This window comes from Siansivirga zeaxanthinifaciens CC-SAMT-1 (genome assembly GCF_000941055.1).
Taxonomy (GTDB): Bacteria; Bacteroidota; Bacteroidia; order Flavobacteriales; family Flavobacteriaceae; genus Siansivirga; species Siansivirga zeaxanthinifaciens.
In genome coordinates this window covers 931,127-957,911 of sequence record NZ_CP007202.1, presented here as the reverse complement: position 1 = coordinate 957,911, position 26,785 = coordinate 931,127, and the positions used below count along the sequence as shown (strand labels likewise).

The following is a 26,785-nucleotide window of genomic DNA, read 5'->3' as shown; positions in this document are numbered from 1 at the left end:
ATTGTAAATTTATAAATTTTTTTTTAATACATTTGTTACTTATAATTAAAATTTATGAATTTATTTGATTTATTTCCCAAACTGGCAGAAAAACGAGTAACACTTAATGACTTAGATGTGCCATACCGCATTTATGTAAATTGGAGTGAAAAGAGGATTATTGATTACCAAGTTAGTGATTCGGCTACAAACAAGGAGGTCACTAGAAGACGCGTGGAACTAAATTACTTCGAAGCGTTATGGGTACTTATAATAAAAGAACTTCGTATTATAGGATTATCCCTAAAAGACTTAAAAAATCTAAAAGACTATTTATTTGAACCGATAGACCAAAGTTATTTTCACAGCCTAAGCGATCAAACGATATCTGAAATAGTTGAAAAAGGGCTTCCAGAAGAGCTAAACTATATGGCAACTGAAGACGAAGGATTTAATGTAGAAATTATAAAATCAATTTTAGAGAATATCCCTGAAGTTTATAAAATATATTTCACTAATCTAGGAGGGTTAGTCAGTTCAGTTCTTCTTTTTGGTCATACACCAGCTCTAATACTTCACAGAAAACCTCTAGAGGTTTCTGAAGAAGCTACTTTCAGTTATAACATATTTAATCCTGTAGCTGAAGATATAGAAGCTAAAATGAATGCCAGAGACTTTAGAGAAGAGCTTGTAACAAATTTAATCCACCATTCTGTAATAAATATCCCCATAGTACCTCTGGTATCAAAGTTTTATCAAGATGAGGCTTTGTATAAATACACAGTGCTATTTGCGCTTTATACTCCAAGTGAATTAGAACTTTTGAAACTATTAAAGCAAAAAGACTTTAAACAAATAAAAATTTACAGAAGCCACAATAATGAAACTTTTGAAGTAGAAATAACCAATGAGCAAGATTTAAAAAACCATGAGGCTCAAGCGATAAGAACTCTCATTGGTTTAAAGCAATACCAGCGTGCTGAGATTATTTTTAGAAACGACAAGCATTTGGTAATTAAAAATATACTAAAAAAACAAATATAGTCCTAAGAGGCCCTTAGCACTTCATCGCCAAAAGTGAGATGACAATAGTAGCTCTATTTTTATCCACCATATTGGAAATCGTGAATATTAATGAAGCAACAACAATTTTAAACCATCAAAACAAAACACCTTATACGGAAGCAGAAATAAAAGAGATTATTAACCTATTGGAAGTTCTTTCAGAAATGATATGCGACAACCTTACAAAAATCGATACATTATGAAACAAGCTATTTTATACGTCAGGGTTTCTACAGACGAACAAGCTGACAAAGGATTTTCATTGCGAGACCAAGAGCAAAAACTGAAAAACTACTGCAAACTTAATAACTATGATATTATAGGTGTCTACAGAGAAGATTATTCTGCTAAAACATTTAATAGACCCGAATTCAAAAAGCTTATGCAGTATGCCAAAAAGAATGCTACAACCATTGATGAAATTTTATTTATAAAATGGGATAGGTTTTCTAGAAATACCACCGAATCTTATAATGTTATTAAAACCTTTAATGATTTAGGTATTATCGTCAATGCTATCGAACAACCTTTAGATTTATCTATCCCTGAACAGGGAATCATGCTTGCAGTATATCTGTCTATACCAGAGGTTGAAAATCAAAGACGTTCCCTTAATGTCATATCTGGTATGAGACGTGCTTTTAAAGAAGGGAGATATGTAGCTAGCCCTCCTAAAGGCTATGATATGGGTAGAGACAACCACAAGAAACCCATTCTTAAACCCAATGAAGATGCTAAACATATTCAGAAAGCTTTTGAGCTTATTGCTTCTAAACACTACAATCAAAAAGAGGTACTGGATATTCTAAGAAAAAATGGATTTAAGACTAGTAAATCTGCTTTTGCTAGAATTATCAGAAACAGCCTCTATTGTGGAGATATTTACATTAAAGCATTCAAAGACGAGCAGGAAATGATTGTAGAGGGCATACATGAACCTATTGTTTCTAAAGCATTATTTCAAGAGGTGCAATCCATTATTGATGGTGGAAAAAAGCAGTTTAAACTAAAACATAAAAAAATAAATCCCATTTTTCCATTAAAAGATTTTGTGCTTTGCCCTAATTGCCATAATCCCTTATTAGCTAGTTCTAGCAAAGGGCGTTCTAAATATTATGACTATTACCATTGTGTGAAACCATGCAATACAAGATATAAAGCTCAGGATGTGGAACTTTGGTTTCAAGACTTTTTACAGGGTATTAGTTTAAATAAAAACGCCCAAACCTTACTCTTTAAAATGATTAAAGATAAGTTTAAACTACAATCTAAAACCCAAGCACTGGGACCAAATCATTATAAAAAATTGAGCGATATTAACGAGAGACTTGAAAAGCTTCAGGACCTGTTTATTGATGGGAAAATAGACTCTAATGACTACCAAAAAGCTAAAATTAGATATGAAACTACTTTCAACGAATTAAAGGATAAAGAAAAACAGCAAACCAATCAAAACGAAATTCTTAACACCTATAGAAACGGATTAAATAAATTAGAAAGCATTGATAATCTGTTTATTAATTCAGATATTGACCGTAAGAGAAAATTAATTGGTTCGATATTCCCTAAAAAATTTCAATTTGAAAAAAATGAAGTTCGAACCGCTGATGTAAACCCAATACTTTTGAAAATTACTAGTGTTAACAAGGGTTTACAAGGGAATAAAAAAAGGGACAAATCAAAAAAAAATGATTTGTCCCACTTGGTACTCAAGGCGGGAATCGAACCCGCACTCCGAAGAACCGGATTTTGAATCCGGCGCGTCTACCAATTCCGCCACTTGAGCATTAGACGCCGCAAAAATATATATTTTTTATGTATTAATCATAAAAATAGTACCTAATATACTTTTTAGGTTAAAATAAATGTATAAATTTGCACCTCGTTAAAAAGCAATAGGATGCTTTTGCGCTAAAAAACAACAAGTTAACTATGCCCATCGTTATAACCGAAGCTAAAATTTTTGCATGTACACAAAGTAAAGTACTAGGGGAAAAAATAGCAAAGGCATTTGGAGCCGAATTAGGAAATGTAATTACATCAACGTATAGCGATGGTGAATTTCAGCCTTCTTATGAAGAATCAATTAGAGGTACTCGTATCTTTATTATTGGTTCTACCAATCCAGGCCCAGAGAATTTAATGGAAATGTTGTTAATGATTGATGCTGCTAAACGCGCTTCAGCCAGACACATTACTGCGGTATTACCATATTTTGGTTGGGCTAGACAGGATAGAAAAGATAAACCTAGAGTTCCTATCGCAGCTAAACTGGTAGCTAAAATGTTAGAAGCTGCTGGGGCTACAAGAATCATCACCATGGATTTACACGCCGATCAAATCCAAGGATTCTTTGAAAAACCTGTTGATCATTTATTTGCGTCAACCATATTTTTGCCGTATTTAAAGAGTTTAAACTTACCAAATTTAACCATTGCTTCTCCAGATATGGGAGGTTCTAAAAGAGCTTATGCCTATTCTAAAGCATTAGAAAGTGATGTTGTAATTTGTTATAAGCAACGAGCAAAAGCAAATGTTATATCTCATATGGAACTTATAGGGGATGTAACAGGTAAAAATGTTGTGTTAGTAGACGATATGGTTGATACAGCTGGAACCTTAACTAAAGCGGCCGATTTAATGATGGAAAGAGGTGCGTTAAGTGTTAGAGCCATTTGTACACACCCGCTATTATCTGGTGATGCTTACGAACGATTAGAAAAATCGAAATTAGAAGAACTTATAGTAACAGACTCCATACCAGTGAAACCATTAAGTAACAAAATTAGAGTTTTAAGCTGTGCAGATTTATTTGCGAATGTTATGGAAAAAGTACATAACAACAAGTCTATCAGTTCTAAATTTATAATGTAATTTAATAATTAATATAAACAGAAAATGAAATCAATTACAATCAACGGATCTCAAAGAGAAAGCGTGGGCAAAAAAGCAACAAAAGCCTTACGTAATGCTGGTCAGGTTCCTTGCGTATTATACGGAGGAGATAAGCCAGTTCATTTCTCAGCAGAAGAATTAGCTTTCTCAAAACTTGTATACACGCCTAATGCGCATACAGTTGTGATTGCTTTAGAAAATGGTGAAACTTATAACGCTATCTTACAAGATATTCAATTTCACCCAGTAACAGATAAAATCTTACACGTAGATTTCTATCAGTTATTCGAAGACAAAGAAATTACTATGGAAATTCCTGTAGTATTTGTTGGTAATTCACGTGGTGTTAAAGCCGGTGGTGTTTTACGTAAAAACAGACGTAGCTTAAGAGTTAAAGCTTTACCAGCTAACTTACCAGATTTTATCGAGGCAGATATCACTCCTTTAAGAATTGGTAACAAACTTTACATTACAACTTTAGAAAACGATGCATATAAATTTATGCACCCAGATAACACCGTTGTATGTTTAGTAAGACGTTCAAGAAATTCTGTAGCAGACGATTCTGATGAAGAAGAAGAAACAGAAGCAGTAGCAGAAGCAACTCAGGAATAAATAATATTCTTAATTAAATAAAAAGCATCCTGTTAATTCAGGATGCTTTTTTATTTTTACCAGATAATAATTAATGTATGTGTAAATTTTTAATTCGGTTATTTACTAAGAAAAAAAGCATACACAATCACGAATTAATGAAGAAATATTTAATAGTTGGTTTAGGAAATATTGGAGAAAAATACGCCAACACCCGACATAATATCGGCTTTAAAATTTTAGATTATTTTGCAGAAAATGAATCTATAATTTTTGAAACCCAGAAACTAGGTGACATAGCTCAATTTAAATTAAAGGGAAGAACTTTTATTTTCTTAAAGCCTAATACCTACATGAATTTAAGTGGTAAAGCGGTTGTATATTGGCTTAATAAAGAAAATATTCCTTTAGAGAATTTATTAGTTATAACAGACGATTTAAATTTACCTTTTGGAAGTATTAGAGTAAAAACCAAAGGCAGCGATGGAGGACATAATGGATTGAAAGATATTCAAGAAAAATTAAATACCACAGCTTACAATAGGTTTAGATTTGGTATTAGTGATGCCTTTAAAAAAGGTCAGCAAGTAGATTATGTTTTAGGAGAATGGGATGCCGAAGAAAATGAAAAATTAAAAGAACGCCTGCAAAAAGCTTCAGAGCTTATTAAATCTTTTGGTTTAGCAGGTATTAATATCACTATGAATAGTTTTAACGGTAAATAAAAAAGGAAGCTTCAAGGCTTCCTTTTTTACTTTTATTTAATAATTATTTTTTTAGTTGAATGCCTCAAACCATCATTAACTTTTAGCAAGTACATACCAGATTGCACTTGGTTTAAAGAAATATTTTCATTAAAATCACCTACATTTTTGTAAACTTTATTAAAGATTGATCGGCCTCTTAAATCATAAACAGACACTTGAATGTCTTTTGAAACCGAACCACTTAATTTGATTGTAAAGTTTCCGTTATTCGGGTTTGGATATACGTTGAAGTTTTCAAATCCAAAATCTTCAACAGATAAAGTAGAAACAACATTAAGACTGTAATCTTCCACTTCTCCATCAAATCCCAACTCGCAAGGTAAAACGCTTGTGCCATCTGCATATTTGGTAGTAACACGCATGGTGGTTAAACCCAAAACGGCATTGGCAGGCACAGTAATATTTAAAGGCGATAAACTAGTAGCTCCGTTCGCAACGTTTGTAGCTGTGCCTAAGTTATAAGTTTCATTAGCATCAAAAATACAATTTTGATTCCAATCTATCCATACTAATGTATTTGTATCAAAATCACCATCAGTGTTAACTTGAACAGTTAAAGGGTAGCTGGCATTTCTATTTACAATGCTAGCATTTGCTTTATAATCATTATAACCAACTGTTTTACCAGTTACATTACTTATGGTATTAAATTCAACAAATGTAGTTCCAGTAGCATATTCTGTGGTACCTTCAGAGTTACAAATACCGTTATAAAAAGGAAAATCTATTAATTTATTTTTCACAATAGAGTTGGAAGTCCCTCTAACTGTGATGGTATAATCACCTAAGGGAGCAGTATCTAAATTATTAATTATCATAGTAACGGTTCCAGATGTGTTTAAACTACTAGGAAGAAATGTGGCATTAGATCCCGGAGGAAGTCCAGAAGCACTAAAGGTAGTTGTTTGAGAAAAACCGTTTGCAGTTTGATAATCAAAATTAATGGTTGCCGAAGTGTCCTTACAATCAATAGGATCTAAATTTTCATTCACTAATAAAAAGTTAGGATTTGGAGAAATTATGAAATTAAAATCTGAAACATCGTAAAAAATATTATCGGCAGCTTCAATTAGAATTCTTGCATTTTCAGTGTTTGGAATCGATGGAACGGTATAAGAATATGAGCCATTATTAGGAACATTTGCAGCTATTATGGTTGGAAATGTTAATCCGCCATTGGTAGAAAGTTTAATGTTTACAGACTGGCAATTAATGGTTGTATTGTTAGTAGCACCCACATTCCATGTAATGGTTTGGGTCGATCCTTGTACCCATGCAATAGGGTTATTTACCGTAAACGGCGTTACGTTTTCAACGGTTATTACCATGGTATCGTAACTACTTTGTCCGCCAAGATAATTGTTAGGCGAACGGTCTCTAACGGTTAATGCCCAATTTAAGTCACGTGCAACCGTAGAAACAGTTTCCCAGTCGTCGCCAAGTGTTGGATTAGTTTGAGTTGTTTTACCAGCAATAACGCTACTAAATTTTGGAATAAATCTAGAGGATTGATTGCTAGGTGGAAGCGATCTATTTACAGGGCCATTAACTAAATCGGGTCCAAAATTAAGATAGTTAGAACTACCACTATCTATTTGTTCCCAACAGTAAGTTAACGAAGATGTGCCATCTAAATCTGTGGCACTACCCTTTAAAACATAGGCAGTTCCTGCAGGAATATGATAATCTGGACCAGCATTTGCTATGGGAGGGTTATTTATAATAGCATCTGTAGTTTGGCATTTTCCAACAATATTAGTTAGTATTTGTTTGATGCTATGGTAGTGAAAATAGTCATCACTATTAGTTTGAACATTGTTAGCACCAGTAATACCCGCATAGGCCATTACGGTCGAACCACTGCCAGGTTCTGAGTTTGTACCTGCGTTTTCAGTATCGTAAGCAAACATATGAGTTGCTCCCATTTGGTGGCCAATTTCATGAGCAACAAAATCAATATCGAAAGTGTCGCCTTCTGGAATACCATTTGATGGCGAAGTATAGCCGCTACCTTTTTTGTGATCGTTGTCACTTGCCGTGTCATCTTCGCAAACGCATCCTATACAACCTGCATTTCCACCACCTCCAGTAGCGCCAAATAAATGGCCAATATCGTAAGCATTATTGGCTTGAGAGATGTTAGAGCCTAAGTTGGTAGATAATGTTTTTTGTAGCTGTAAACTCCAGCCAGATAAATTGTTAAAATTTTCTTCATCGGTACCAACTGAAGCATCAGAATAAGGGTCTGTAGCAGCGTTGGTGTAAATAAGTTGCGGAGCATTTATAACCTCAAAGCGTATGGCCATATCGGTTTCAAAAACCTCATTTACACGGTTAATGGTGGCATTAATAGCCGCTAAGGCATCTGCTACAGCATTGCCATTTGCAGCATTGTTATCGTTGTGGTATTGTGTGTATTCTCCGGTTGTTGAAATGGCGATTCTAAATTTTTGAAGTAATTTGGTATTTGCACCGCCTTCGTTTACATATATTTTTGATGTCGAGCTCGATTTATTTAGTGAGCTACTTTTAAAGTCTTCGATAGTTTTACATAAAAAATTGTTTTTCCCTAAATTTTTAGAGCTTGTCTTGTAAACGATATATTCGTTAGAACCTTTTTCTAAAGGTTGCATAAAAACATTCGATCCGTCTAAATAGGTTATCATGGTTTGAACCCCTTGAGGCGAAACACTCATACGTAATCTTGTGCCGGGAGTTTCATTAGAGAAACCTACATAAGATTTTATTTGTGGATACTTAGCAGCCAATTCTGGCGAAAAAACAGAAGCTTCATAAATTGTAAAATCTTCTAAACGGCCATCTTTGCTTGGTACATTTATTTTTGTTGTGCTTTTTTTGATATTTGAATTTCTAGAAATTGCAGACGTAACGCTTCCTAATAACGAAGGCATATTTAACTCGAAAACCTGCGATTTATCTATGTCTATATCAAGTTTATTAATTTTTTCTTTGTGTATACTTTTACTAATTTTTTTCCATGTGTTCGATTGGGCATTCACATAAAATATAAACAAAAACATTGCTATTGAAAAAACATAATGTAGTTTTGCTTTCATAATTAAAAATGAGCAATTTTTTAAGTGCTAATAACAAAGCTAGCTTTTTTAAATCACATTAGCAATAGTTCACCTTTATGGGTAAGTTAAAAAATATTAAAGCATACAATTCTTCAAAACCTACAGTTGTAACTATTGGAACCTTTGATGGTGTTCATATTGGTCATCAAAAAATAGTTAAACGCTTAATTAATACTGGAAATTTGCAAGGATTAAAATCGGTTGTGCTTACTTTTTTTCCCCACCCACGTATGGTGTTGCAAAAAGATTCGAATATTAAATTAATTAATACCATAACAGAACGCAGAACCATTTTGGAAGGGCTCGGTCTAGACCAGTTATTAGTTAAAGAATTTACTAAAGAGTTTTCGCGGTTATCGGCCGAAGATTTTGTAAAGCAAATTTTAGTTGAAACTTTAAATGCCAAAAAAGTAATTATAGGTTACGACCATAGATTTGGAAGAAATAGAAATGCAGATATTGTCGATTTAAGAAAATATGGCACTATTTACGGTTTCGATGTTGAAGAAATACCAGCCCAAGACATCGATGATGTTTCGGTAAGTTCAACAAAAATTAGAACCGCTTTAATTGAAGGCGATATTGAAAAAGCAAATTCTTATCTAGGCTATCAATTTATGCTTACAGGAACGGTGGTGCCTGGCAAAGCATTAGGTCGACAAATAGATTATCCAACAGCAAATATTCAAATTGAAGAAACTTATAAAATTATACCTAAACACGGTGTTTATGTGGTTAGTGCCCTTATTGAAAACACGATTGTTTATGGGATGATGAATATTGGCACCAATCCAACCGTAGATGGAACCCAACAAAGCATAGAAGTTCATTTTTTTAATTTTGAAAAAGATATTTATAATCAAACACTTCAAATAAATATTTTACATCGCATTAGAGACGAACAAAAATTTAATTCTCTAGAGCTATTAAAAGCGCAATTATTAAAAGATAAAGAAACATCTATAAGCTATATTAATTCGCTTAGTAAATAAATAGATTTTACTTCCAAAACAACCGGAAATATCTTCGCAATTCATTAAATTTGTCGCTTAAATTTTTTAACATATGTTACAAGTCCCTTTTATTAGAGAAAACAAAGATTTAGTAATTAAAAGGTTAGCAAAACGAAATATTGATGCTACCGAAATGATTAATAATGTTATTTTGTTCGATGAAGACCGTCGTCGTATTCAAACAGAACTGGATAATACATTAGCAGAATCCAATGCTTTATCTAAAGAAATAGGGAATCTTTACAAATCTGGCGAAGCACAAAAAGCTAATATTTTAAAAGAAAAAACTACCCAGTTAAAAGATGTTTCAAAAGAACTAAACGAAGCTTTAAACAGTACTACAGAAGCTTTAAACCAGTTGCTATATAAAATACCTAACATACCAAACGATATTGTTCCTGCGGGAAGCACAGAAAACGATAACGAAGAAGTATTTAGAGAAGGCGATATTCCTGTATTGCATGAAAATGCTTTGCCACATTGGGAACTCGCTAAAAAATACGACATCATAGATTTCGAATTAGGAAACAAAATAACGGGTGCAGGTTTTCCGGTTTATAAAGGAAAAGGAGCGCGATTACAACGAGCTTTAATCGCGTACTTTTTAGATAAAAATACGGCGGCTGGTTACACCGAATATCAATTACCACATTTGGTAAATGAAGCTTCTGGTTTTGGAACCGGACAATTACCCGATAAAGAAGGACAGATGTACCATGTAACCGAAGATAATTTATATTTAATACCAACTGCAGAAGTTCCCGGAACCAATATTTTTAGAGATGTTGTTTTAAATGAATCTGAACTGCCAATTGGTATTACAGGATATACACCGTGTTTTCGTCGTGAAGCAGGAAGTTATGGCGCCCATGTTCGCGGGTTAAACCGTTTGCATCAATTTGATAAAGTTGAAATATTACGCGTTGAGCATCCAAGCAAATCGTACGAAGCTTTAGACGGCATGGTAAATCATGTAAAAACCATTTTACAAGAGCTTAAATTACCATACAGAATATTAAGACTTTGCGGTGGCGATTTAGGATTTACATCGGCATTGACATACGATTTTGAGGTGTTTTCAACCGCACAAGATCGTTGGTTAGAAATTTCATCGGTATCAAACTTTGAAACGTTTCAAGCCAACCGTTTGAAATTACGATTTAAAAATAGCGAAGGTAAAAATGAATTGGCTCATACTTTAAATGGCAGTTCGTTGGCATTACCTCGAGTGCTAGCAGGTATCTTAGAAAACAACCAAACTAAAGATGGTATTGTTATACCTGAAGTTTTACAGCCATATGTAGGGTTTAATATTATTAACTAAAATATTTTACAATCGAAATAAAAAACCTACAATTATGTAGGTTTTTTATTTTTAATAACCGATTAAGTGTTAATAAGTTGCGTTTTAAAGCAATTTTTAGGGCTTTTCTTTTGAGTTTTAAAAATATTTTTCCAAATTAGAGGACCCAAACCATTAAAACCTACCTAATTATGAAGAATATAAAACGTCTTGTTATTTTAATTGCCTTAATTTTTTTCGCTGCAAAAGTATTATTTTCAGATTTTTCTTTATCAAATTCTGAAAATAGCATATCTGTAATTGCAACAAAATAAGCATATTATATAATTCAATAAATTTTTAAGAGGGTATCATTTGCAATCGCATGCCTTACAAGGTTATGCCTAAAAATAGTCCCCAATTAATTATGGTACGTTTTTAAATTAACGTTAGTTAATAAAACATGTATTTTTGGTTGGTTAATGCTCGAATTTTATTCGGGCATTTTTTTATAATATAATTTACAAAATCTACTCGGGGCATTTACTATATTTACGGTATGAGAACTATTTTTATATTATGTTTATTTATATGTTTCGCTGGGTTTTCTCAAGAAGATGCGCTTGCTAATGAGTATTTTAAAAATAGCGAATTTGAAAAGGCATTAATAGAATACAAAAAGGTATTTGCTAAGGCGCCTTCTAATATAAATTACATAAACCAAATTATAGCGACTTATCAGGAATTAGAGCAGTATAATGAAGCCGAAGCTTTTATACTGGCACAAATGGCTCGAATAAATTTCCCTTTTTTTTATGTTGAATTAGGTTTTAATTATCAACTAAAAAAAGATCAGGTTAATGCCGATTTAAATTACAAAAAAGCTTTAGCAACTATCGATGCGAATCCGAGTTCGGTGTTTTCAGTGGCAAGAAGTTTTCAGTCGCATGCTCTTTTAAACGAGGCGGTTTTAAGTTATGAAAAGGCTATGGAGCTAAAACCAACCTTTAATTTCAATTTACAATTAGCCCAATTGTATGGCGAGCAAGGTAACATAGAAAATATGTTTACCAAATACATCAATTTTGCCGAAACAAACCCCATTGCAGTAAATACTGTGAAGCGTTATATTAACGATTTTATCACCGAAGATGCCAGTAACGAAAACAATATTATTTTAAAGAAAATTCTACTTAAAAAATCTCAACAAGAACCCAACGTGCTTTGGAATGATTTTTTAAGTTGGTTATTTATTCAGCAAAAAGAATTTAACAAGGCCTTTATTCAAGAGAAAGCTATTTTTAATAGGCAGCCCGAAAGTCTTTTTAAAATTGAAGAATTGGCTTTAATCGCTTCAAACGAAAACGAATTAGAAACAGCAAAAGACATTTTTCAATTTATAATTGAAACCTCTCAAGATAAAGATATGCTTCTCGATGCGCATTATAATATCTTGCAAATAGAGATAAAACAAGCCAATAAAGAAACATTTAAAACAATAGACGAGAAATTTAAAGAACTCTTTAAAAACTACGGTTATTTCTCTTCTACTTTAAAACTTCAAATAGCTTATGCGCATTTTTTGGCGTTTTACAATGAAACACCTAAGGAGGCTTCAGAGTTTTTAGAAAACGCCTTAAAATTAGCATTATCGCAGCAAGAACAGGCGCAAGTTAAACTCGAGTTGGGCGATATTTTGGTGCTTCAGGAGCAATTTAATAAAGCCTTAATTTATTATTCTCAAATTCAGCGTAATTTAAAAAACAGTACGGTTTCTCAAGAAGCGCGATTTAAAGTTGCTAAAACAAGTTATTACAAGGGCGATTTTAAATGGGCCGAGTCGCAATTAAAAATATTAAAAGCATCTACTTCTCAACTTATTGCCAACGATGCTTTAGAGTTAAAACTCCTTATTTCAGATAATAAATATGAAGATTCGCTTCATACCGCATTAAAACTATATGCCAAAGCCGATTTGTTAGCGTTTCAAAATAAAAATGAGGCTGCTATTGCCTTACTCGATCGTATTCTTGCCGAACATAAAACCGAGCCTATTGTTGCCCAAACACTTTACAAACAAGCTCAATTATTCGAATTAAAACTAGAATTCTCGAAGGCAGAATCAAACTATCAGGCCATTATAGATAATTACAGTGATGGCATATTAATAGACGATGCCTATTTTAGACTTGCCAGAATTTACGAGAGCCACTTAAATCAGCCTGAAAAAGCTAAAGGACTCTATGAGAAAATTATTTTTAATCACGACGATAGTATTTACATTGTAGAAGCCAGAAAACGTTTTAGGGCACTGCGTGGTGATGTTGTTAATTAGGTGTGTCCCACTAAAGAAATCTAAAGCGAAAACAAAACAGAAAATCAAATCAAAATCCGATTGATGAAACACAATTAGAATTTATTGAAAAATCTACAAATAATGCAGAACGACTTATTTCTAGTTTTAACGAAAGATTAGATAACGGATTGGATTATAGCGAATCAAGTTTGACCATTTTAGACGAGGAAATATTGAGCCTTTTTTCGGAAAATAAAGATGATATGGATTCTGGAATGTTAGAGGATATAATTCTGCAAGCAGGTTCGTATATATTTGAAGTAGCTAGGCGAAATTATGGCGGAAAATATTATTGGTTCGACCAATTAAATCAACCCATTTTAGTTACAGGACAACCTGATTTTGAGATTTCAATTTTAGCTTTCGAGAAAGTTAAGCAACGAATAAAAAATGGTACAGAAGATAATATTCCTTTCTTTTTTGCAGGTTATTCAGAACGAGTGAAAAAAGGAAAAAAGGGAGACAGAGCAATGATAACATAAAAACAAACTAAACATGAAAAATTGGAAGATTTCCGAGTCTGATTTTAAAGATAAATATTTAATACCAACCGAAAAATCTATTTGGTTAACTGATCAAAACAAAGATGCAGATATTAATGAACTCATTGATACAAAAAATTTAGGAACCATTAAAAGTATTCGATACGAAGATTTGAAAGACATTGTTTTTATTGATACTGACTTCACGATCGATTTTAGATTTAAAGATGATAAAACGCCTGAAGAAATTCATAAAATAGACAAAATTGTATACTCGGAAATTAAATCTTATTTAAAAACCCAATTAAAAGGAATTGAAATAAAAGATTATTCTGTAATTAAACAAATTCTTCCTCAACTCACGACTCTGGGGATTTCTGGAATTTTAATTGTTGTTACTTTTATATCTGCTATGGAATTAGAAAAAGGCGAAAGCGTAAGGATTTCCGGAAGAAGAGCTTGGTTAAAACAATTAATAGTTTGGATTGCAGAAATCTTAGGAACCATAGGAACATTAGTGGTTGGAACATTAATAATATCGTCATTAATTTATTTCATAATTAGAAAATCTCAAAATCCAAAAAGAGGAGAAATATTAAAAATGACAAAATCACCACGACTTACAATTTAAAAATACTGTACACAGCTCCTGCTATAGAAATTTAATGGTTTTGCTTTAAGGCGGAAAATCCTCACCCGTTTTCATGCAAAGAAGCCATAACCAAACCAGTAACTATAATTTAAGAATTTGCTTTTATACCAATTTTTGGTATATTTGAGATAAATAGCATCAAAATGAACAAAAACACATCGATATCACTCGGGAGTTATTTTGACCAATTCGTTCAAAGTCGAATAAAGGAAGGTCGATTTAAAAATGTTAGCGAAGTTATACGTGCGGGTTTAAGACTTTTAGAAGAAGAAGAAAATAAAGTAATGGCATTGAGAAACGCCATTCAAGACGGAATTGATAGCGGAATTGCACTCGATTTTGATCCTAAAACACATCTTGAATCTCTAAAAGCGAAAAAGCGCTCAAATGGCTGAATTTAAATTGACGAATAAAGCTGTCGAAGATTTATCTAAAATTTGGGAATATACCTTTGAAACCTGGTCTGAAAATCAAGCCGACAAATATTACAACATGCTAATTTCAAATTGTCAAGAAATTGCAAACAATCCGCTTTTAGGAAAAAACTACGACGGTATTATCCAAAATCTACTCGGACTAAAAACGAATCGACATATTATTTTCTATCGAACATTGAATGAAAACTATGTTGAAATTACAAGAATTTTACACGAAAGAATGGATTTAAAAAAGAGACTAAGCGAATAACAACACGCGCAACAATGGCTTTTAGTAATTGCTTAGTCTCGCTGTTTTTCAGTTTGGTTTAAACTTGCAAAGTTAATAGTTAAACCACTCAAATACTTACAGTCAAGATCAGTGGCAGTAACAGAAATTATATATGGAAGACAAATTCAATTTAAAAAGATTTATTGATGCGCAATCGCAATTTGGCACTTATGAAAATGCTTTAAATGAAATTAAAAATGGCAGAAAGTCCACTCATTGGATGTGGTATATTTTTCCACAGTATCAAGGTCTTGGTAAAAGTGGTACTTCTGTAAAATATGCCATTAATAGCGAAGCCGAAGCCATATGTTATTTAGAACACCCTATATTGGGTTCGCGTCTAATAGAGATTACGAATGCATTTTTATCAATAGAAAATAAAACTGCTTTTGAAGTGTTTGGAAGTCCCGACAACTTAAAGATTAAATCCTCAATGACTTTATTCGACGCCATTCAAACAGAAATCACTTTGTTTGATGCTGTTCTAGAAAAATATTTTGATGGAAATAGATGCAAGCGCACTTTAAGCGCACTAAAAAAACAGTAAGACTATTGCTAATAACAAATAGTGCAATAAAACACCCCATATTTATAGGTAATAAAACATCAAACCCAGCACCATGAAAACATCCTTTTTAATAGTATTTGTATGTATTTCCAGTGTTATATATTCTCAAAACGGATTTGAAGCTTGGGACAAAAACTACACATATAAAAGTGTTGAAAAAATAATTCAAGCCGAAATAGATTATGCCAAAGAAGTTGAAAAAGACAAAACAGAAGGCCATTATTACGTCGCCATATCTAAATTTAGATTTATAGCCGAGTTTACAGGAAATGAAAGGCCAATAAACAAAGAAGTTTTAAACTCCATGAAAAGAGTTTTTAAAGTTAAAATGGGCAGTGCTCAGGTTTTAAATGGTTTAGTTTCTAAAGAGTTTGAATTTAATATTGGAAATTCTAAAATATGGATGCCCATACAAAATCAACTTATAGACGATTTTAAAAATGAGATGTCTAAGGGAAAAAAAGCGCTTATTTATGCCTTATTTACAAACGAACACCCATTTAAAGGCGGCATTATTAATGCCTTTTTAATTTCAGAATTCACCACCCAATGGGAATAAAAATCAGTTTACAAAACTAGGTTTTGTTTATGGCTCGTAACGTTCGTACTCATAGACTTTCGGTTACTTTACAATAGTTTTACTGATGCACCATTGAGTATTATTTGCTAAATTAGGCGTTTAAACAGCTAATCATACAGATACGATTCATTTAGAACAAACCAATAACCATCAATAAAAATCTTTAAAAATTAGAAAAGATCTTTATCACATAATAAATTTTAAAAGGTCTAACTTAGTCTGTTAAAGACATTATATTGCTAGTCATTATAATTTTCATTTCAATTTAAAAAATATTAAATGTATATATACAACGTAACTTCCAACATCGACGAATCCATTCACGACGAATGGTTATCTTGGATTAAAGAACACATACCACAAGTTTTAGCCACCGGTAAATTTGAAAAAGCCACTTTAACACGGGTTTTAGTTGAAGAAGAAATGGGCGGTGTAACCTATTCTGTGCAATATAAATCATACTCTCGCGAAGCCTTAGACGCCTATTTTAAAGAAGATGCCGATAAATTACGCAAAGAGGCCGCCCGATTTGGCGATAAAGTTTTAGCCTTTCGTACCGAGCTTCAAATTATAGACGAATATTCGGTAGAATTCAAATAATCTCTAAAAAGCCAGCAATAGAGAATCCATAATATAAAACGTACTTTTGCAATTAAAATACTTAGTTGTTCGTGGGAAATTATTCAAATCAAAATCAGGTAAAAGCAAAAAAACATTTAGGGCAGCATTTTTTAAACGACGAAAGTGTAGCTCAAGATATTGCAGATACCCTTACCTTAAAAGGTTACCAACAAGTATTGGAAATTGGTCCAGGAATGGGCGTTCTTACCAAATACTTACTTAAAAAAGACATGACCACCCACGTTATAGAAATCGATACAGAATCGGTCGATTATTTAAAAGCTAACTATTTAAATTTAGCGCCACGAATTATAGAAAAAGATTTTTTAAAATACGATTTAAACCAAGTATTTAAAGGCGAACCTTTTGCTATTATAGGTAATTTCCCGTACAATATTTCAACCCAGATAGTTTTTAAAACCTTAGAGTTACGAGACCAAATTCCAGAGTTTTCGGGCATGTTTCAAAAAGAAGTTGCCGAGCGTATTTGCTCTAAAGAAGGTAGTAAGGTGTATGGTATTTTATCGGTTTTAACGCAGGCATTTTACGATGCAGAATACCTGTTTACTGTGCCGCCCAATGTTTTTAATCCGCCACCAAAAGTAGACTCGGGCGTTTTAAGACTTATTAGAAAAGAAAACTATCACATCCCTTGCGATGAAGCCCTATTTTTTAAAGTGGTAAAAACCGCCTTTCAACAACGCAGAAAAACCATTCGTAACAGTTTAAAAACATTGAATTTAAGCGATAATTTACGAGAAGATAGTATATTTGACAAACGACCAGAACAATTAACCGTTAACGAGTTTATCAATCTTACCCAACTAATCGAAAAAGACCAATAAATAGTCCAAAATTTGTCTGAAGAAATAGAAAACATACCATTCGAATTAACCGAAGATTTAGTCAATCAGGTAGAAAGCCTCATCCAAAATGCAGATGATAAGGCCCTGCAAAAGCTTTTAAAAGATTTTCATTACGCCGATATTGCCGAAATTTTAGACGAGCTCGATCTAGACGAAGCCATGTACATTATTAAGTTACTGGATTCTGAAACCACGGCCGATATTTTAATGGAACTCGATGAGGACAATCGAGAAAAAGTACTTCGAAATCTTTCTGCCAAAGAAATCGCCGAAGAAATTGGTGAGTTAGATACCGATGATGCTGCCGATATTATCTCTGAACTTCCCGAAGAACGCCAGCAAGAAGTTATCTCGCAAATTGAAGACGAGGAGCACAAAGCCGAAATTCGAGAATTACTTGCTTACGACGACGATACGGCCGGTGGACTTATGGCAAAAGAACTCGTTAAAGTTTACGAAACCTGGACCGTAGCAGGCTGCTTGCGTCGTATTCGCGGACAAGCAAAAGAGGTAACCCGCGTACATTCTGTGTATGTGGTCGATAAAAAAAACCGACTCGTAGGCCGCCTCTCATTAAAAGATTTAATTGTTGCCAAAAGCGACCAAAAAATATCCGAAATATACATCTCTAGCGTAGACTGTGTTAATGTTAACGACGATGCCGAAGACGTAGCACGTGTTATGCAAAAATACGACTTAGAGGCCATTCCCGTGGTAGACGATAACCAAATCCTTTTGGGTCGCATCACCATCGACGATATCGTCGACCTCATGAAAGAAGAAGCCGAAAAAGATTACCAGTTAGCAGCCGGTATTACCAGCGATGTCGAAGCCGACGATAGCATTTGGGAACTCACAAAAGCACGCCTGCCTTGGCTTTTAATAGGCATGTTTGGTGGTATAGGCGCCGCCAGCATTATAAACGGGTTTAGCGACGCCATGACCAAATTCCCGGCCCTATTAATGTTTATACCCCTCATACAAGCAACAGCAGGAAACGTGGGCGTACAATCCTCGGCCATTGTGGTGCAAGGTTTGGCAAACGACACCATAGACGGTAAACTATTTAGCCGCCTTTTAAAAGAATTTTTATTAGGTCTCGTTAACGGCCTGGCCATCGCAGCCATCGTTTTACTTATAAGCCATTTCGTTTTTAAAACCACCTACTACGAATCGTTAACCATTTGTGTGGCGCTAATAACAGTAATTATCATGGCCGCCCTAATAGGCACCTTTATCCCCATTTTTTTAGACAAAAGAGGTATCGATGCCGCCGTAGCAACCGGTCCCTTTATAACCACCAGCAACGATGTGTTTGGTATTTTAATGTACTTTGTAATAGCAAAACTCATTTTAGGATTTTAATTTTGGGCGTTACCCAAGGGTCGGGCTATCCATTACAATCTTTTTATTCGTGCCTCATAAAAAGGATTTCCATTGCTATCCCTAACGCAACCATCAGCTAAAAAATAGCCATCCGAATTTGTTTCAACACCCCATAATAATTACATTTAACCTTTAAAGACTTCAGGTCTGTTTTTATTTATAATAATATGAAAATCCTTCATCTAGACACCAATCACGAACTTTTAATAAATCAGTTAAACGCTTTAGGTTTCACCAATCACGAAGATTATACATCTTCAAAAGCAGACATAGAAACTAAAATTAAAGATTACGATGGTATTATTTTACGAAGCCGGTTTTCAATAGACAAACAATTTCTAGATGCTGCCAGTAATTTAAAATTTATTGGTCGTGTAGGCGCAGGCCTCGAAAATATAGATTGCGATTATGCCCAAACAAAAGGAATAACCCTTATCGCAGCGCCTGAAGGCAACCGTAATGCCGTGGGCGAACACGCCTTAGGGATGTTACTTTCCCTGTTTAATAAACTAAATAAAGCCGACTCCGAAGTGCGCCAAGGCAAATGGCTACGCGAAGCCAATCGTGGTATCGAGCTCGATGGCAGAACCGTCGGTATTATAGGCTACGGCAACATGGGTAAAGCTTTTGCAAAAAAATTACGAGGCTTCGATGTCGAAGTTATTTGTTACGATATAAAACCCAATGTAGGCGACCAAAATGCCAAACAAGTAAGCTTACAAGAATTTCAAGAACGCGTTGAGGTTGTTAGTTTACATACCCCACAAACCCCTTTAACGTTGGGCATGATACATTCAGAATTTATAAATGCGTTTAAAAAACCGTTTTGGTTTATTAATACCGCCCGTGGTAAAAGTGTTATTACAAAAGATTTGGTGGATGCCTTGGCATCGGGTAAAATTCTTGGCGCAGGTTTAGATGTTTTAGAATATGAAAAATCGTCGTTTGAAGATATGTTCACATCAACCATGCCTGGTCCGTTTCAATATTTAATTCAATCCCATAAGGTTTTACTAACGCCTCATGTAGCTGGTTGGACCATAGAAAGCAAAGAAAAACTAGCCCAAACCATAGTCGATAAAATAAAAGAGAATTTTTGTTAACTTTAAAAAAGCTAAAGTTATCGAAATGAACAAAGAGGTAAAAACAGTCGAAGACTATTTGGTAAATATACCAGATAACCACAAACAAGCTATAAATAGTCTTAGAGAAGTCATTTCGAAAAACCTGCCCAAAGGCTTTCAAGAAGGTATTCAATATGGTATGATTGGCTATTTTGTGCCACTGGAAATATATTCTAGTGGCTACCACTGTAAAAAAACGAACCCCTGCCATTTTTAAGTATGGCATCGCAAAAAAACTCAGTTAATCTTTATCATATGGGTTTGTATGCAAATCAAGAACTCTTAAACTGGTTTGTAGAAACGTACCCAAAGCATTCAAATAAAAAATTAGATATGGGTAAAAGTTGCATCCGTTTTAAATATTTAGACGATATTCCTTTTGCTTTAATTGGCGAATTATGTTCTAAAATTTCAGTAAAAGATTGGATTGCCTTATACGAGGCTACCTTAAAAAAATAAAACTAATAAAATATTTAATTATGACATTAGGAGCATTTTCAACAAGTTTAAGTGTTAAAGACATTAAGGCATCAAAAGTTTTTTATGAAACTCTTGGTTTTCAAGTTTTAGCAGGCGATATCGATAAAAATTATTTAATCATGAAAAATGGGCGCGCCCTTATTGGTTTATTTCAAGGCATGTTCGAAAATAATATTTTAACGTTTAATCCTGGTTGGGACGAAAACGCTAATAAAGTAGAACCTTTTGTAGATGTTAGAACCATTCAAAAGCATTTAAAAGACCATGGAGTAAACATTTTAAATGAGACAGATTCAAATGGTTCTGGGCCAGCTAGTATTGTTTTATTAGATCCCGACGGCAATACCATTTTAATCGATCAACATGTTTAATTTGTAATGACTAAAATTATATTTTTTGTTTAAATAAAAGGTTGCCTTTTATTGGTAATTCTTTTTTAACTTCGGCTCTAATAAAAAACGAGTCTTTTTGTCTTATATAGAAATTCTTCAATCTTATAATTTAACCGGTTTGCAATGGCTTGCTATTGCCTGTACGGTTTTCTTATTAGGCTTATCTAAATCGGGTATTAAAGGTATTGGAATTATTATTGTTATCATTCTGGCCTTTGTTTTTGGAGAGAAAGCCTCTACCGGAGTTTTACTGCCTATGCTCGTTTTTGCCGATGTTTTTGCGGTTATATATTATAAAAAGCATGTGCAATGGTATTACGTTAAAAAGTTATTACCTTCTATGGTTGTGGGCGTTTTAGTAGGTGTTTGGGTTGGTAACGATATTTCAGAGTTGGTGTTTAAACGTATTATGGCGGTAATTATCATAGGCTCTGTTTTAATTATGTTTTATACCGAGAGACGCCAGGCATCTAACTTTCCAAAAAATAAATTGTTTTCCTCAAGCATGGGGTTTTTAGCAGGGTTTTCAACCATGATAGGTAATTTGGCAGGACCCATTTCTAATATTTATTTTCTGGCTACGCGCTTACCTAAAAACGAATTTATTGGCACCATAGCCTGGTTATTTTTTATTGTTAATGTATTTAAATTACCTTTTCATGTGTTTGTATGGCATACCATTACCGTTGATACATTGGCTTTAAATTCAGTTTTAATCTTGCCTGTAATTGGCGGTTTTTTTATTGGGGCCTACCTAGTAAAGTTAGTGTCTAATTTAAATTACCGACGCTTTATTCTTATTGTTACCGCTATTGGTGGTATTATGATGCTGTTTAGATAACAGAAATTTATTACTTTTAATTATTATAACTTAACAAACGTATTATGTCTGAAGATAAAAATTTAGGTAACGATTTTAAAGAGCAAGCAAACCAGTTTGCTAATGAGGCAAAACAAACCGCATCGGAATTTACAAGGGGTGCCAACGAGGCTTTTGCCGGTGAGAATAAAAAAATAATATGCGGTATAGTGGCTATTTTAATTGGCTACTTAGGAGTTCACAAATTTATTTTGGGCTATACAAAAGAGGGTATTATTCAATTGGTTGCTTCTTTTGTTACTTGTGGTATAGCATCAATAATACCGGTTATTGAAGGCATTATTTATTTAACAAAATCCGACGAAGCTTTTTATAACACCTATCAAGTAGGTAAAAAACCTTGGTTTTAGCTTTTAAATGATTTCATATAAAAAAGGGGTATTTTTAATACCCCTTTTTTTATTATTCTTTACCTATGCTATCAATTTCTGCCGGCCCTGTTTTAGGGTTCTCTCCCCATTTATTTGCCCCAGCCTCACTGTCGCTTACAAAAAGCACAAGCAGCCAAATATGGCCTATTATTGGTAATAAAATTATAAAATACATCCATCCACTTTTTCCAACATCGTGCAGTCTTCTTACAGCAACCGCCAATGATGGAATAAATACGGCTAAAACATATAAAATATAAATAACGCCGTACGGAAGTTCGCCTAAGGTAGTTCCCAGTAAATTATCTAAAAGCATGGCTGCTAGTATGAAAATAAAATTAAATAATACAAACATCCAATATTCTTTGCGTCTTGCTCTGCCTGAAAAATCGGCGTATTGCTTCATTACTTTTAAATACCAGTTCATAAGTTTTTTGTTTTTTGTGGTTAGTATTCTCAAATATATAATATTTAAATTATTTTATTATCGCAATATTGCAATATTACGATAATGTTGTATATTTGAAAAAATATAACAGTATGGGAGCAACAAAAGAACATATTTATAAGCGCGATGTAACCACAATTGCTACAATGGCAAAAGTATTTGCGCATCCTGCGCGCGTTGCTATTTTACAATATATAAGCAGACAAGAGTCTTGTATTTGTAATGATATTGTTGATGAAATTGGCTTGGCGCAAGCAACCATTTCGCAGCATTTAAAAGTTATTAATGATGCCGGATTACTTAAAGGCAACTATAAAGGTAAAAGTGTTTGTTATTGTTTAAACGGAGAACGTTTTAATGAGTTTCAGGAATTATTAAATTCTTTTTTCAATACAACCACATCCAATTGTTGCTAGATAAAAACAAAAAATAAAGATTATGACAACACAAGAATTATTTTCAGTATTAGAACAAAACCCAGAGAAAGCTTTGTTATTTGAGTATGCTCCAAATTTATTAGTTGGTGCTAATTATCACATCACAGAGATAAAGCACCTAACCATAGATTCTGTAGATTGTGGTGCACAAACCGATACTTGGAAGGAAACCATTATACAGTTATGGGAAAGCCCTAATGAGCTGGGTAAAACAGAATATATGTCTGTTTTTAAAGCTTTAGGCATTCTAAAAAAGGTTGGAAAAATGAAGGCTTATGTTTTAGACTCTGAAGTTAAATTCGAGTACAGTAATGCAGCGTTTCATACCGCGCAAATGTTTGTTAACGATTTTGAAATTCAAGGTAAAAATTTAATAATTAAATTGGCTACCCAAAAAACAGACTGTAAAGCAAAAGAACTTTGTGGGGTGCCAGAACCTCTAGAAGCGACTTCATCAAGCCAGCCTTGTTGTACGTCAACTGGAAACTGTTGCTAAATTTGCATTTTAATGGTTTTTAAAACAATTATTATTCGTGTATTAGTGGCGAATTAAATAACGTTTAAAAAATCTCCTATTTCAATTGAAACTATAATTTCTCTCCATTGGAGAGGTGTGTTAAAATAAAACACAGACAATGAAAAACATATTAGTATTATGCACGGGAAATTCGTGTAGAAGCCAAATGGCTCACGGGTATTTATATTATTTTTTAAAAGATAAAGCGGTGAACGTTTATAGTGCCGGTATAGAAACTCACGGATTAAACCCCGGAGCGTTGGCGATTATGAAAGAAGATGGTTTAAACATAGACCACCATACTTCAAACCATGTCGATGAATATAAAGACATCGATTTCGATTATATTATTACTGTTTGCGACCACGCCAACGAAAACTGCCCGTACATACCAAGCAAAAATGCGGTTCGTTTACACCATAATTTCTACGATCCTTCAAAATTAGTTGGTACCGCTGAAGAAAAACACGCTGCTTTTTTAAAAGCTCGTGAGGAAATTAAGGGATATTTTAAGGCGTTTGTTGAAAAGTTTGAATGGAATTAACTTATAATTTATAAGCTATTTTAAACATAATAATTCTAGGCAGTATAAACGTTTTATTATCGCTTATTAAAAAGCTGTTGAATGAATTTTGCTGTTTAAAAGTAACATTGAAAAGGTTGGTTGCATTAATCTCAAAACCCCAAGGCGTATCTTCTTTTTGGTAAAATAATGATGCATTTGCAGTGTCGAATGTGTTTGCTATGCCATTATTTTTGTTTTTATAATTATCGAAACTGTAATCTGCCTTAAAAATAAAATCCTTTAAAAAGTCATATTCCAGTTTTACGAAAAATTGGTTGTTTTCAAAATTTGTAATATTACCAATAGAACGATAATTATTAAAGTCTTTAGTAAAACCAGCTTCAATATTTGGGTAGTTTTTAAAAAAAGTTTCGGCACTAAAGGTAGAAGAAACGGATTTTGAAATATTTAATTGCGTATTATTATTCAAAATCTGGTAAAAATCGTTGTAGTTAAAACGGCTTCTTATATTATATCTTATTTTATTTATTTTTTTAGAGATACCACCATTAACAGACCAGTTGTATTCGGGTTCATTAAATAATATTTGTGTATTAAATTGATTGATACCATCCAGTTGTGTAACATTTTTAAAATGCTTTACCTTTTTGTTAAAGCTCGTGTTTACATTAAGATTTAAGTTTTTAAACAAACTAAACTTATAATAACTTAAACTTACGGTATGGTATAATTGATTCTCTAATGTGGTATCGCCTTTAAAAACACTATTAAAACTAGAAAGTATAAAGTTGTTTGATAAACGTTCGATACTCGGGAAACGTGCATTTAAGGCATATTTAAAGTTTATTTTTTCGCTGTTATTAAACTCTATTTTTGTGGTGAACTGCGGTAATAATAAAGCCTTACTATTAGAAAAGGTGTCTTGAAATTGTTTTGTATTCCAATTGTAAAAATGATAATATAACATTGGTTTAAAGGTTGCAATACCTATTTGAAACTTATATTCTAAACCCATAAACGTATCTACGAAGTTATACCCAAAGTCATTTCCAAAACCATTGGTGCTAAAGTTATTGGTGTTACCATTTGAAAGTTTCTGTAAATCTTCATTAAAAAAACTATTAAAGGCAGTATTTAAGCCTACACTTGTGTATAAATGGTTAAAGTTGTTTAGTACCCAATAATCTTTTATAATGGCATTAAAGCTATGTGAATTCGATTTTTTAGTTTGAAAAATATTATAAAACGTATCGTTGACTAAAGGGATTAAACCCTGCAAAATTTGCCTGTTAGTAAGCCATTCGGTAAATGGTTTATCGTTTTGGAAGTTATAAGTAGCTTCTAAAGTTAGGGTGTGGTCTTTGGATAGTTTACGGCTGTAGTTTACGTTTTGTTTTAAGTTGATGCCCACAACATCGGTTAAGGTAGAAATGCTGTTATTTTGATTGGGGTTTATGGTAGTAATAAAACCATTACTATCATTATTAGTTAGTTTTACAAAACTATTGTATGCAAAATCTTCATTAAAACTTGGGTCGTAATCTAAAGTTAATTTAGCAATGGTAAAAAAATTGTTGAGGTTATTGTTTACGGTTCGTTCTTCAAAAAAAGAATTTTGAACGTTAACATATTCGTTTAGAGTTTCACTTTGCGTTTCTGTTTTACTTTTAGAAGTTATAACGTAGCCACTAATATCGGTTACGTTATTTATAGATTGCCTGATGTTTAAAGCACCAAACTGGTTGGTGTTTGCTGTATAATCTTGATTGTTTAAATACTGCGCAAAATCGCTGTTAAATAGACTAAAATAACTACCAGCATCGTTCATGAGTTTACTAAAACCACCTTCAAACTCTAAATAATCGCGAAAGCTAAAACTTTTAATACCTTGGTTATTTAGGTCGCCAATAAAATTAACATTGGTTTTTGGGCTGTAATAAAAAAGGTTTGGATGCACCAAATAACGATTTTTAATACCAGCACCAACTTCAACATCGCCAAAAGTAAATTTCTTTTTTTCTTCTTTTAGTTTAATGTTCATAGCCATATCCTCGGTATCTTGCAAACCTTTTAACATGGCAATATCGTTATAGTTGTCTAGAATTTCTACTTTATCTACAGCATCGGCAGGTATATTGTTTACAGCCAATTTACTATCGCCTGTAAAAAATGTTTCGTTCTCTACCAGTACTTTGGTTACTTTTTTACCTTGAACAATTACATTACCGGCTTTATCTACCTCAACACCAGGTAATTTTTTTAGTGCTTCACGTAGTTTACGTTCTTCGCCTGTTGTAAAAGCATCTAATTTATAAGTAATGGTATCTTTTTTTACAGTTATGGGTGGCGTGTAGTTTAAGGTAACCTCATCTAACTGGTCTGGGTTTTCTTTTAATATAAAGTCTTTAAAAAGGTCTTGATTGGTAGTTGTTATACTAACCGTTTGCTGTTTAAAACCTAAATAGCTAACGGTAACATTATAAGTTTGGTTTTTACTTAAACCTAATTTGTAAGTACCGTTTTCTTGGGTAATGGCAAAAGTAACCACTTCGTTATCATTTTCTGGTATGGCAAGAATGTTGGCGTAAGCTAAGGGGTTTTGAAGGGTGTCTGTAACTTTGCCTGAAACTATGATTTGTTGTGCATTAGCTATATAAGAGAGCAGAAAGATTGTAATTAAATAGAATGTTTTATTCAA

The 26,785-nt window shown here is 33.2% G+C and carries 30 protein-coding genes and 1 tRNA gene; 27 read left to right on the top strand and 4 right to left on the bottom strand.

Annotated features, from left to right (window positions below):
• The first annotated feature begins 54 nt into the window (after positions 1 to 54).
• Both AW14_RS04320 and AW14_RS15285 read left to right on the top strand, forming a co-directional pair.
• A complete protein-coding gene (locus tag AW14_RS04320) occupies positions 55 to 1,023 on the top strand; it encodes a hypothetical protein (RefSeq protein ID WP_044637703.1) in 969 nt (322 codons plus the stop codon).
• Positions 1,024 to 1,213: 190 nt separating this feature from the next.
• Positions 1,214 to 2,797, top strand: coding sequence for a recombinase family protein (locus AW14_RS15285; RefSeq protein ID WP_394330380.1), 1,584 nt, complete (start codon positions 1,214 to 1,216; stop codon positions 2,795 to 2,797).
• Here the strand turns inward: AW14_RS15285 and AW14_RS04310 are convergent.
• Positions 2,748 to 2,830 (bottom strand) — tRNA-Leu (locus AW14_RS04310). The genes AW14_RS15285 and AW14_RS04310 overlap by 50 nt on opposite strands.
• Before the next feature lie 146 nt (positions 2,831 to 2,976).
• Here AW14_RS04310 and AW14_RS04305 point away from each other — a divergent pair.
• The 3 genes from AW14_RS04305 (at position 2,977) to pth (ending at position 5,258) form a co-directional block, all read left to right on the top strand.
• Complete coding sequence (locus tag AW14_RS04305) at positions 2,977 to 3,918, top strand: ribose-phosphate pyrophosphokinase (protein WP_044637701.1); 942 nt, start codon at positions 2,977 to 2,979, stop codon at positions 3,916 to 3,918.
• A gap of 24 nt (positions 3,919 to 3,942) precedes the next feature.
• Positions 3,943 to 4,554: a 50S ribosomal protein L25/general stress protein Ctc gene (locus tag AW14_RS04300; protein ID WP_044637700.1), complete on the top strand. Its 612-nt coding sequence runs from the start codon at positions 3,943 to 3,945 to the stop codon at positions 4,552 to 4,554.
• 77 nt (positions 4,555 to 4,631) lie between these two features.
• A complete protein-coding gene (gene pth / locus AW14_RS04295) occupies positions 4,632 to 5,258 on the top strand; it encodes an aminoacyl-tRNA hydrolase (protein WP_044637699.1) in 627 nt (208 codons plus the stop codon).
• Positions 5,259 to 5,290: 32 nt separating this feature from the next.
• Here the strand turns inward: pth and AW14_RS04290 are convergent, their stop codons facing one another.
• Positions 5,291 to 8,377, bottom strand: coding sequence for a reprolysin-like metallopeptidase (locus AW14_RS04290; RefSeq protein ID WP_052647429.1), 3,087 nt, complete (start codon positions 8,375 to 8,377; stop codon positions 5,291 to 5,293).
• A 77-nt stretch (positions 8,378 to 8,454) separates the two neighbouring features.
• Here AW14_RS04290 and AW14_RS04285 point away from each other — a divergent pair, with 77 nt between their 5' ends.
• The 19 genes from AW14_RS04285 to AW14_RS04205 all read left to right on the top strand — a co-directional run bounded on the left by AW14_RS04285 (position 8,455) and on the right by AW14_RS04205 (position 22,138).
• Entirely contained in the window at positions 8,455 to 9,390 is a 936-nt protein-coding gene (locus AW14_RS04285) for a bifunctional riboflavin kinase/FAD synthetase (protein ID WP_044637698.1), read from the top strand.
• A gap of 73 nt (positions 9,391 to 9,463) precedes the next feature.
• Positions 9,464 to 10,735 carry a serine--tRNA ligase gene (serS, locus tag AW14_RS04280; RefSeq protein ID WP_044637697.1) on the top strand — a complete coding sequence of 424 codons (1,272 nt, stop codon included), beginning with the start codon at positions 9,464 to 9,466 and terminating at the stop codon, positions 10,733 to 10,735.
• A 170-nt stretch (positions 10,736 to 10,905) separates the two neighbouring features.
• The gene (locus tag AW14_RS15165) at positions 10,906 to 11,028 is read left to right on the top strand and encodes a hypothetical protein (protein ID WP_262506703.1); all 123 of its coding nucleotides are present in this window, start codon (positions 10,906 to 10,908) and stop codon (positions 11,026 to 11,028) included.
• Between the two features lie 224 nt (positions 11,029 to 11,252).
• The gene (locus AW14_RS04275) at positions 11,253 to 13,028 is read left to right on the top strand and encodes a tetratricopeptide repeat protein (protein WP_044637696.1); all 1,776 of its coding nucleotides are present in this window, start codon (positions 11,253 to 11,255) and stop codon (positions 13,026 to 13,028) included.
• 170 nt (positions 13,029 to 13,198) lie between these two features.
• Positions 13,199 to 13,531, top strand: a complete 333-nt coding sequence (locus AW14_RS04270) for a hypothetical protein (protein WP_218915997.1) — start codon at positions 13,199 to 13,201, stop codon at positions 13,529 to 13,531.
• A 13-nt stretch (positions 13,532 to 13,544) separates the two neighbouring features.
• Positions 13,545 to 14,162 carry a hypothetical protein gene (locus AW14_RS04265; RefSeq protein ID WP_044637694.1) on the top strand — a complete coding sequence of 206 codons (618 nt, stop codon included), beginning with the start codon at positions 13,545 to 13,547 and terminating at the stop codon, positions 14,160 to 14,162.
• 164 nt (positions 14,163 to 14,326) lie between these two features.
• Positions 14,327 to 14,578: a type II toxin-antitoxin system ParD family antitoxin gene (locus tag AW14_RS04260; protein ID WP_044637693.1), complete on the top strand. Its 252-nt coding sequence runs from the start codon at positions 14,327 to 14,329 to the stop codon at positions 14,576 to 14,578.
• Positions 14,571 to 14,870, top strand: coding sequence for a type II toxin-antitoxin system RelE/ParE family toxin (locus tag AW14_RS04255; RefSeq protein WP_044637692.1), 300 nt, complete (start codon positions 14,571 to 14,573; stop codon positions 14,868 to 14,870). Before AW14_RS04260 ends, AW14_RS04255 begins: the two co-directional genes overlap by 8 nt.
• Positions 14,871 to 15,003: 133 nt before the next feature.
• Positions 15,004 to 15,438 carry a DUF1810 domain-containing protein gene (locus tag AW14_RS04250; protein WP_044637691.1) on the top strand — a complete coding sequence of 145 codons (435 nt, stop codon included), beginning with the start codon at positions 15,004 to 15,006 and terminating at the stop codon, positions 15,436 to 15,438.
• Positions 15,439 to 15,511: 73 nt separating this feature from the next.
• Positions 15,512 to 16,018, top strand: coding sequence for a hypothetical protein (locus AW14_RS04245; protein ID WP_044637690.1), 507 nt, complete (start codon positions 15,512 to 15,514; stop codon positions 16,016 to 16,018).
• Between the two features lie 300 nt (positions 16,019 to 16,318).
• Positions 16,319 to 16,639: a DUF4286 family protein gene (locus AW14_RS04240; RefSeq protein ID WP_044637689.1), complete on the top strand. Its 321-nt coding sequence runs from the start codon at positions 16,319 to 16,321 to the stop codon at positions 16,637 to 16,639.
• Between the two features lie 71 nt (positions 16,640 to 16,710).
• A complete protein-coding gene (rsmA, locus tag AW14_RS04235) occupies positions 16,711 to 17,505 on the top strand; it encodes a 16S rRNA (adenine(1518)-N(6)/adenine(1519)-N(6))-dimethyltransferase RsmA (RefSeq protein ID WP_044637688.1) in 795 nt (264 codons plus the stop codon).
• 12 nt (positions 17,506 to 17,517) lie between these two features.
• Positions 17,518 to 18,891, top strand: a complete 1,374-nt coding sequence (mgtE, locus tag AW14_RS04230; protein WP_084708761.1) for a magnesium transporter — start codon at positions 17,518 to 17,520, stop codon at positions 18,889 to 18,891.
• Positions 18,892 to 19,079: 188 nt separating this feature from the next.
• The gene (locus AW14_RS04225) at positions 19,080 to 20,015 is read left to right on the top strand and encodes a 2-hydroxyacid dehydrogenase (RefSeq protein ID WP_044637687.1); all 936 of its coding nucleotides are present in this window, start codon (positions 19,080 to 19,082) and stop codon (positions 20,013 to 20,015) included.
• A 25-nt stretch (positions 20,016 to 20,040) separates the two neighbouring features.
• Entirely contained in the window at positions 20,041 to 20,253 is a 213-nt protein-coding gene (locus AW14_RS15225; RefSeq protein WP_316930054.1) for a hypothetical protein, read from the top strand.
• 2 nt (positions 20,254 to 20,255) lie between these two features.
• Entirely contained in the window at positions 20,256 to 20,495 is a 240-nt protein-coding gene (locus AW14_RS15220) for a DUF1801 domain-containing protein (protein WP_316930053.1), read from the top strand.
• A gap of 20 nt (positions 20,496 to 20,515) precedes the next feature.
• A complete protein-coding gene (locus AW14_RS04215) occupies positions 20,516 to 20,887 on the top strand; it encodes a VOC family protein (protein WP_044637686.1) in 372 nt (123 codons plus the stop codon).
• Between the two features lie 97 nt (positions 20,888 to 20,984).
• Positions 20,985 to 21,749: a sulfite exporter TauE/SafE family protein gene (locus tag AW14_RS04210; RefSeq protein ID WP_084708759.1), complete on the top strand. Its 765-nt coding sequence runs from the start codon at positions 20,985 to 20,987 to the stop codon at positions 21,747 to 21,749.
• A 44-nt stretch (positions 21,750 to 21,793) separates the two neighbouring features.
• Positions 21,794 to 22,138: a TM2 domain-containing protein gene (locus tag AW14_RS04205; RefSeq protein ID WP_044637685.1), complete on the top strand. Its 345-nt coding sequence runs from the start codon at positions 21,794 to 21,796 to the stop codon at positions 22,136 to 22,138.
• A gap of 52 nt (positions 22,139 to 22,190) precedes the next feature.
• On the opposite strand, the gene AW14_RS04200 is transcribed toward AW14_RS04205, so the two are convergent.
• The gene (locus AW14_RS04200; protein ID WP_044637684.1) at positions 22,191 to 22,586 is read right to left on the bottom strand and encodes a DUF805 domain-containing protein; all 396 of its coding nucleotides are present in this window, start codon (positions 22,584 to 22,586) and stop codon (positions 22,191 to 22,193) included.
• 113 nt (positions 22,587 to 22,699) lie between these two features.
• On the opposite strand from AW14_RS04200, the gene AW14_RS04195 reads away from it, so the two are divergent.
• The 3 genes from AW14_RS04195 (at position 22,700) to AW14_RS04185 (ending at position 24,105) form a co-directional block, all read left to right on the top strand.
• Positions 22,700 to 23,023, top strand: coding sequence for an ArsR/SmtB family transcription factor (locus AW14_RS04195; protein WP_044637683.1), 324 nt, complete (start codon positions 22,700 to 22,702; stop codon positions 23,021 to 23,023).
• Between the two features lie 22 nt (positions 23,024 to 23,045).
• Entirely contained in the window at positions 23,046 to 23,540 is a 495-nt protein-coding gene (locus tag AW14_RS04190) for a DUF6428 family protein (RefSeq protein WP_044637682.1), read from the top strand.
• 139 nt (positions 23,541 to 23,679) lie between these two features.
• Positions 23,680 to 24,105, top strand: a complete 426-nt coding sequence (locus AW14_RS04185) for an arsenate reductase ArsC (protein ID WP_044637681.1) — start codon at positions 23,680 to 23,682, stop codon at positions 24,103 to 24,105.
• Between the two features lies 1 nt (position 24,106).
• Here the strand turns inward: AW14_RS04185 and AW14_RS04180 are convergent, their stop codons facing one another.
• Positions 24,107 to 26,785, bottom strand: a complete 2,679-nt coding sequence (locus AW14_RS04180) for a carboxypeptidase regulatory-like domain-containing protein (RefSeq protein ID WP_044637680.1) — start codon at positions 26,783 to 26,785, stop codon at positions 24,107 to 24,109.